Origin of the sequence: Candidatus Desulfatibia sp. (assembly GCF_036446775.1) — a bacterium.
Lineage (GTDB): Bacteria > Desulfobacterota > Desulfobacteria > Desulfobacterales > UBA11574 > Desulfatibia_A.
In genome coordinates this window covers 1-5,615 of the sequence record NZ_JAZFTO010000224.1, presented here as the reverse complement: position 1 = coordinate 5,615, position 5,615 = coordinate 1, and the positions used below count along the sequence as shown (strand labels likewise).

General features: G+C 43.6%; 12 protein-coding genes. 1 reads left to right on the top strand and 11 read right to left on the bottom strand.

Annotation, left to right across the window (positions count from 1 at the left end; all coding sequences use genetic code 11):
* Positions 1 to 39: 39 nt before the first annotated feature.
* The 7 genes from V3S16_RS10680 to V3S16_RS10650 all read right to left on the bottom strand — a co-directional run bounded on the left by V3S16_RS10680 (position 40) and on the right by V3S16_RS10650 (position 3,513).
* Entirely contained in the window at positions 40 to 426 is a 387-nt protein-coding gene (locus tag V3S16_RS10680; RefSeq protein WP_413884756.1) for a DUF5615 family PIN-like protein, read from the bottom strand.
* Positions 423 to 653 carry a DUF433 domain-containing protein gene (locus V3S16_RS10675; RefSeq protein WP_413884754.1) on the bottom strand — a complete coding sequence of 77 codons (231 nt, stop codon included), beginning with the start codon at positions 651 to 653 and terminating at the stop codon, positions 423 to 425. Before V3S16_RS10675 ends, V3S16_RS10680 begins: the two co-directional genes overlap by 4 nt.
* A 303-nt stretch (positions 654 to 956) precedes the next feature.
* Positions 957 to 1,277: a nucleotidyltransferase family protein gene (locus tag V3S16_RS10670; protein ID WP_413884752.1), complete on the bottom strand. Its 321-nt coding sequence runs from the start codon at positions 1,275 to 1,277 to the stop codon at positions 957 to 959.
* Positions 1,278 to 1,828: 551 nt separating this feature from the next.
* Entirely contained in the window at positions 1,829 to 2,080 is a 252-nt protein-coding gene (locus tag V3S16_RS10665) for a hypothetical protein (protein ID WP_413884750.1), read from the bottom strand.
* Positions 2,081 to 2,347: 267 nt separating this feature from the next.
* Positions 2,348 to 2,503 (bottom strand): hypothetical protein, encoded by a 156-nt coding sequence (locus tag V3S16_RS10660; RefSeq protein WP_413884749.1) that lies wholly within the window; start codon positions 2,501 to 2,503, stop codon positions 2,348 to 2,350.
* A gap of 250 nt (positions 2,504 to 2,753) precedes the next feature.
* Positions 2,754 to 3,236 (bottom strand): DUF3368 domain-containing protein, encoded by a 483-nt coding sequence (locus V3S16_RS10655; RefSeq protein ID WP_413884747.1) that lies wholly within the window; start codon positions 3,234 to 3,236, stop codon positions 2,754 to 2,756.
* Positions 3,226 to 3,513, bottom strand: coding sequence for a UPF0175 family protein (locus V3S16_RS10650; RefSeq protein WP_413884745.1), 288 nt, complete (start codon positions 3,511 to 3,513; stop codon positions 3,226 to 3,228). Before V3S16_RS10650 ends, V3S16_RS10655 begins: the two co-directional genes overlap by 11 nt.
* Positions 3,514 to 3,675: 162 nt before the next feature.
* Here V3S16_RS10650 and V3S16_RS10645 point away from each other — a divergent pair, with 162 nt between their 5' ends.
* Positions 3,676 to 3,804, top strand: a complete 129-nt coding sequence (locus tag V3S16_RS10645) for a hypothetical protein (protein WP_413884743.1) — start codon at positions 3,676 to 3,678, stop codon at positions 3,802 to 3,804.
* Positions 3,805 to 3,991: 187 nt separating this feature from the next.
* Here the strand turns inward: V3S16_RS10645 and V3S16_RS10640 are convergent, their stop codons facing one another.
* The 4 genes from V3S16_RS10640 to V3S16_RS10625 all read right to left on the bottom strand — a co-directional run bounded on the left by V3S16_RS10640 (position 3,992) and on the right by V3S16_RS10625 (position 5,403).
* Positions 3,992 to 4,324: a type II toxin-antitoxin system PemK/MazF family toxin gene (locus V3S16_RS10640; RefSeq protein WP_413884741.1), complete on the bottom strand. Its 333-nt coding sequence runs from the start codon at positions 4,322 to 4,324 to the stop codon at positions 3,992 to 3,994.
* Positions 4,314 to 4,499: a hypothetical protein gene (locus tag V3S16_RS10635; protein WP_413884740.1), complete on the bottom strand. Its 186-nt coding sequence runs from the start codon at positions 4,497 to 4,499 to the stop codon at positions 4,314 to 4,316. Before V3S16_RS10635 ends, V3S16_RS10640 begins: the two co-directional genes overlap by 11 nt.
* Before the next feature lie 285 nt (positions 4,500 to 4,784).
* Positions 4,785 to 5,087: a DUF5615 family PIN-like protein gene (locus V3S16_RS10630; protein WP_413884738.1), complete on the bottom strand. Its 303-nt coding sequence runs from the start codon at positions 5,085 to 5,087 to the stop codon at positions 4,785 to 4,787.
* A 70-nt stretch (positions 5,088 to 5,157) separates the two neighbouring features.
* Positions 5,158 to 5,403, bottom strand: coding sequence for a DUF433 domain-containing protein (locus V3S16_RS10625; RefSeq protein WP_413884736.1), 246 nt, complete (start codon positions 5,401 to 5,403; stop codon positions 5,158 to 5,160).
* Positions 5,404 to 5,615: the final 212 nt, after the last annotated feature.

The following is a 5,615-nucleotide window of genomic DNA, read 5'->3' as shown; positions in this document are numbered from 1 at the left end:
AGTTTAGTCTGTGTGTGTCCGCGTGGGTCTGTGGCTAATTTATAAAGTACAATAGTTCCTACCTACCCAGTATAAATGGCCCAAAAGGGATTTAACAAAGCCCCGATGGCGGGATGTCCGCTTCGCTACCACAGGCGGGGCGGACGGGGTGAATTTAATTGGTTCGATTTGCTGTTTAGGCCTTCGTTCTGTCCCGCGTCTGAATAGAATTATTGATGGTTTGCTTTCGTTACGCAGTGCCAAGAGGGTTCCAAAATCAGTATCAGCAGAGATGATAATGCGATTCTCTGCTGCAGCTCTGTCAAAAATTTCTTCATCATTAGCAGCCTGTAACCCATAGTCACGCACATGTGCCGCATCATGCCCGGATTGCCTTAAACTTTCTGCAATAAAAGGTGACAGAGCATTATCTACCAAAAACTTCATACTGCTGTTACCAACGGAAGTTCGCGCTCACGTACTGCTTCAGCAGCATACCGCAATGACTCGCGGATGTCGTCGTGCTCCAAATCTGGATAGGCTTCGAAAATCTCTTTTTCAGTCATTCCGTCTGAAACCATACCCACAACCGTTGCAACAGGGATTCGTAGTCCACGAATACAAGGTACTCCATCCATTTGGTTGGGATTGACAGTAATTCTTGTAAATTTCATGAGACCACCTCTTAAAAATTAAAACTCGAATTAGGTCAAATCGAGCATCAGTTTATAAGCATCCTGGATGTTTTCTTTTAGCTCTTCTAAGGTTTCTCATTGGCTGAATATGCTTGGCACTTCAACAAGCCGACCAACAAACCATCCATCATCTTCCCAGTATTCTAAAGTTAATTTTGTCATTCTAAAAATTCCTCCGACTTATTGTTTGCCTAAACCGGGGGCTCTGTGAGTGAAGTTTAGCAAAGCACAAATTCAAAGTCCTCATCTGCCTTTTGCAACCACTCACTAATAACACGGGGATCAGCCATACAAAATCCGGCCTTCGCTTATAATGGCTTTAATGAAAGGATCTTCTAATTTAATTCGCTCCTCGAACTCATCGGAACGGTAAACGAGCATATCGGCTGCGATATTTCGATCGATTAATTCATCCAGTTCTCGCATTCTGGCCAGGCCTTGCGGCGGGACATCATCTTTTATAATAAGAAAATCTAAGTCATTAACTTTGTCATATTCCCCTCGGCCGGCAGACCCAAACAAGATGATTTTCAGCAGGTTATACTTCCGGATGATTTGGTCCGTGATATTTTTAATTTCTGATGTAATTTCCTTGTGTTCCATAAAAGTCTAAATAGCATCTATTTATTAAAAATGCAAGCTTGGGTCACTTGCGCTTGCGGGATCCTTGGGGACGCCCTTGACCCCGATTAAATAGGATGGGGCATTTAATTGGGCAGGCCCCGGTTAAATAAGGTCAATTACGATTTAACCCCGATGGAATAACAACCAAAACTTAATTCCATTGGGCAGGCCCCGATGGAATAACGACCCCAAGTGCATTCCACCCCAGATAAATACGCTACGCTGTCCTTCGGTCCCGGTGAAACAAAAGAAAACGAATGGTTTCACTGGATAAAAATTGAACAGGGCAGGTTGGGCAGGTTGGGCAGGCTGGGCATGCTAAGGGCTCGCGCAAAAATAACTTCACATTTTTACATCTCAGCTTCAGCCCATCTTTGGCTGATACCTCACTCGCACCCGATCTTATAAAATTGGCCGCGAAATAGCCAGCTATTCCTGTGGTTTTGCTCTCTCGGATCAGCCAAACCTGAACCAAATCTGAGCGCCAATTCTGCGAAGTTATTTTTGCGCGAACCCTAAGGTGCATTTTTTCATATTTCCACTTTTCTCTCACCAAAGAAACTTCTCCTTTTAATGGATTCATCAAAGCGCTTCTCTTCTTCTTCTGTCAGGTCAGAAAGTAGGCCAGCGCATGCTAAAATCTTTTCCTTTTCTGCCTTCCCTTCCACTGTAATTGTTACACGCAATTTACTCCCTTTATCTATCTTCAGCTTATTAATTATCTTCTTCGGAATATAAAGGTGTCCATCTTCCAGTAACTTTCCGGTATATTCTTCTTGCATAGGTTGTCTCCTCCAAGCAAATTCCAATCGGATTTCGGGTGGAAGCATACACTACAAAAATCCAATTGTCAATCGGGCAACTTTGGGACATCATAGGGAGTCTGGGACATCCATAAACAAGTAAATAACCATCCTCAGCTTTTAGATATTTCAATAAAATCGTGTTGTGATTTTATGAAACGCGGCTACGCCGCTTTGTTTGGTGAAAGGTTAAAGGTGAATTAATGGGGTCACATCTTGATTAGTGATTATAAACGAAATATTATGTCAAAAGAAGACCTTAGACAGGATGAACAGGATTTTCAGGATATTTTTGTTTTTTGGAACCTTGGGGACGCCCTTGGCCCCGGTTAAATCCCCTTGCTGGGGGTCTGCCACGCAGAATTTAACCCCGATGGAATAACAACCAAAACTTAATTCCATAGGGCCCCGCTAGCGGGATGTCCGCTTCGCTACCACAAGCGGGGTAAAGATTTTTTATTGTTATCCCTTTCCTGCCTCCGGCTCCGCTTCCAGCCCGTAGGGCCTACAGGCCGGAGGGTAGAGCCTACGCCTCGGAGAGATGAAAGGAATAACACTCAATCCGCCTGTCGGCGGAGGGCATCATTGGGGGTGAGGACTCATAATTGCTGTTTTTACAAAACTTCAAGGATGGATTAAAAAAGCAAAACCACTATTCGCCAATACTGTTTAAAAATTTTTCGACAACTTCGCTGGAATACCAGCGTCCCTTTTGGATCATCTTATCAAGTATCGGGGAAACCTCCCCAATTACTCCACGTGCTTTTGCCGTTTTTAAAATCGAAAGGGTTCGCATTACAGGGAGGTCAAAATGCTTTGCGATTTGATACCCGATGTTTTCGTCGATAATAACGACATCTGCTTTCAGCTCTTTGGCTAAAACAATGACTTCTGATTCACCCCTGTCAAGATCCTTCTCGAGGAACTGTACAAGGTCTTTGTTTTGAACTGAGATGACTTCAACCCAGTCACTATCACTGAAGTCTGACCCTGGTTTTTCAAGGGCTCTTAATTCAATATCGACTGCCTTCGGAATAACAATGTGCTGAAAAAGAACCTGCAGGATAAATTCATGCGAGACCGAACTCAGGCTAATGATCGGAGTGGCGTTTACGATGACAAGCTTAGATGCCATTTAGAATCTTTTCCAACTGGTCAGAATCTTTATTTATTTCGGCAAGTTCATCGGCAGAATAATGGAAAATCGGTTCTCCGTTGTACCTAAGCAGGTCAATAAACTCGAAACGGGTCAACCCGGCCAGCGCCGAGGATTTACCTAAAGAAAGAATGCGCTTCTTATAATATCGGATTGCAGCTTGTTCCCTGATATCTTTCTCAACATCTTCGAGAGGCTTATTGAGATTCATAAGCAGTTCACGGGGAACCTTCATTTTTATTTCATATGTTTCCATTTCGATTATCCTTTGGGGTGAAAGGTGTTGCAACTATAATAAACTATCCCATAAAATGCTTTTTGGGTCAAGTCCCAGATAATATGAAACGGGCTGACACAAAATGTGATATAATCATCACGCCCGAAATTAAAATTAAATTAATGAAAGGAGTGTCAGCCCATGAGGAAAATAGCACATCTGGGAGTCGATTACCATGCTAAAACCGTCACCATCACTGTTTATATCAACGATGAGGGTTTTTACGAAACAGTCCGTTTTAAAAACATTCTCAAGTTTCGCACCCTCTAATGCGGGTTTGCGATATATAATTACTTCTTTTACTTCTATACCGGATTTAGGGGACGTTCGTGCGGGGCGTGCACAGCGTTTTTCTCTTGTAAAAAGATATAAAGGCGACCAGGGTTCAGGGTTGCGAGTTACAAGTTTCGGGAACGAAGGGCTGAGAATTGAGTAACAAGGGGTAACGCTTTTGGTATCATTTGCACCCAAGGTAACCGCAGATCCTTTTCCTGACCATATTGAAGGCTGTGTTGTTAAGACTTCCGTAATGCCTTACTATAATCGATCCACTTAGCGTAAAGAGCTTGTCACAGCGAATCCAGCTCCGGCGAGGCAAATCCCCGGTGCTCATTGAGGCATTATCAATTGCTACCGCAAATTCAGGCGTGGGCACCGAAGTCACAGCAGCGCAAATAAAGTCTCCATGCCGATCCTGATGAGTCATGACCAGGACGGGCCGCCTCTTTTCTGTTTTCAGATCCGAATAGGGAAAAGGAATACCTACCAGGTCGTCGGGACTATAGCTCATTCCAGACATCATCCTCTTTGTTTTCCCAAATCCGTTTCATTACCGGCACCTGAGCTTTTTTCAGTTCTTCAACACCTGCATCCTGCTGGGCATGAATTCGCTCGATAAACTTGAGCACCTCTTTTGCCAACGGCTCCGGGAGATCCCTGGCCTTTTCACAAATTTTATCTGCCACATTCATACTTCACCATTTAATAATTTTTCCGGATTTCATTTCAAAGGATGACACAACACGTCACAAAATTCAATATTTCTTCAAAGGAGAACCTTGGGGACATCCTGCGGATTGCGGTGACTTGCGGGACACCCCTTAAATTATAAGTTTCTCATTGCAGACGGCTGGCCATTTGTTATTAGTCAGTGGTCATTGGGTTAAAAAGCACAGGGCAAAGAGCAAGGAGCAAAGAGCAGAGAGCAGAGAGCGAAGAGCAGAGAGCTTGGAGCAGAGAGTCACGATTGCTCATTCTCCGCTACTTAGAATAAGCCGCATCCTGTGCCTTTTAGGTTCTACCGTACAAAAATATTTCCGCAATTTCTCTTCACTATGTTTTTCAAATACAAGGGTAAGCTCGGAATGGACCTTTTCTATCGTCTCGGGCATAATGCGCAGAAGAATCACCCCTGCTGAAGGAACCTCCCCAAGAAAAACCAGAGATCCAAAATCGGTATCCCGGGTGACTAAAAGACGCTTATCCCTTTTTGCTTCAGTCAACAACTCGCGATCTGATGCTCTGGCCATACCGATTTCGCTCGCTGTGACCAACGTCGTGGCCCAAAGCTTTTATCAGATCAACAGTTGCCTTCCAGACATCCTGATCTGCGAGAAATCGCATCTATACTGCACCTATATGCACTTCCTCATGTTTGACGAGGTCGGTAGCGTACTTAGCACAGGATTTGACGTCTTCAATGTCCAAATCAGGATAATACCTCTCGACAATTTCTTTGAATGTTATACCTTCCTGAATTAACTCGAGCACGTTTTCAACGGGAATTCTTGTGCCAGCGACGCATGGCTTTCCGAAATGGACGTGCGGGGAGATTACTATCCGATCCTTATATTCTTTCTTGGTTTTCATGTATTGACTCCTTAGACTAATGGAGGACGTTGCTATCTATCTGCGTTGCTCCAATATCCCCCAAATTCCTTTATCACAGCATTCATCAGCCAGAAATTTCATAATGTTAGGGTCAATAGTAATTCTTTCATGCTTTTTCATAATTCACCTGCCTGATTTTGGGGACAGTTATTCATTTTTCCAACCCTTTTCATTAACGATATTTCTATTCT

Coding starts and splice junctions, on each gene's coding strand:
- V3S16_RS10655 (WP_413884747.1), bottom strand. CDS start 3,236: ATGGCATCTAAGCTTGTCATCGTAAACGCCACTCCGATCATTAGCCTG.
- V3S16_RS10675 (WP_413884754.1), bottom strand. CDS start 653: ATGAAATTTACAAGAATTACTGTCAATCCCAACCAAATGGATGGAGTA.
- V3S16_RS10665 (WP_413884750.1), bottom strand. CDS start 2,080: ATGCAAGAAGAATATACCGGAAAGTTACTGGAAGATGGACACCTTTAT.
- V3S16_RS10660 (WP_413884749.1), bottom strand. CDS start 2,503: ATGGAATTAAGTTTTGGTTGTTATTCCATCGGGGTTAAATTCTGCGTG.
- V3S16_RS10625 (WP_413884736.1), bottom strand. CDS start 5,403: ATGAAAACCAAGAAAGAATATAAGGATCGGATAGTAATCTCCCCGCAC.
- V3S16_RS10650 (WP_413884745.1), bottom strand. CDS start 3,513: ATGGAAACATATGAAATAAAAATGAAGGTTCCCCGTGAACTGCTTATG.
- V3S16_RS10670 (WP_413884752.1), bottom strand. CDS start 1,277: ATGGAACACAAGGAAATTACATCAGAAATTAAAAATATCACGGACCAA.
- V3S16_RS10640 (WP_413884741.1), bottom strand. CDS start 4,324: ATGAGCTATAGTCCCGACGACCTGGTAGGTATTCCTTTTCCCTATTCG.
- V3S16_RS10645 (WP_413884743.1), top strand. CDS start 3,676: ATGAGGAAAATAGCACATCTGGGAGTCGATTACCATGCTAAAACCGTC.
- V3S16_RS10680 (WP_413884756.1), bottom strand. CDS start 426: ATGAAGTTTTTGGTAGATAATGCTCTGTCACCTTTTATTGCAGAAAGT.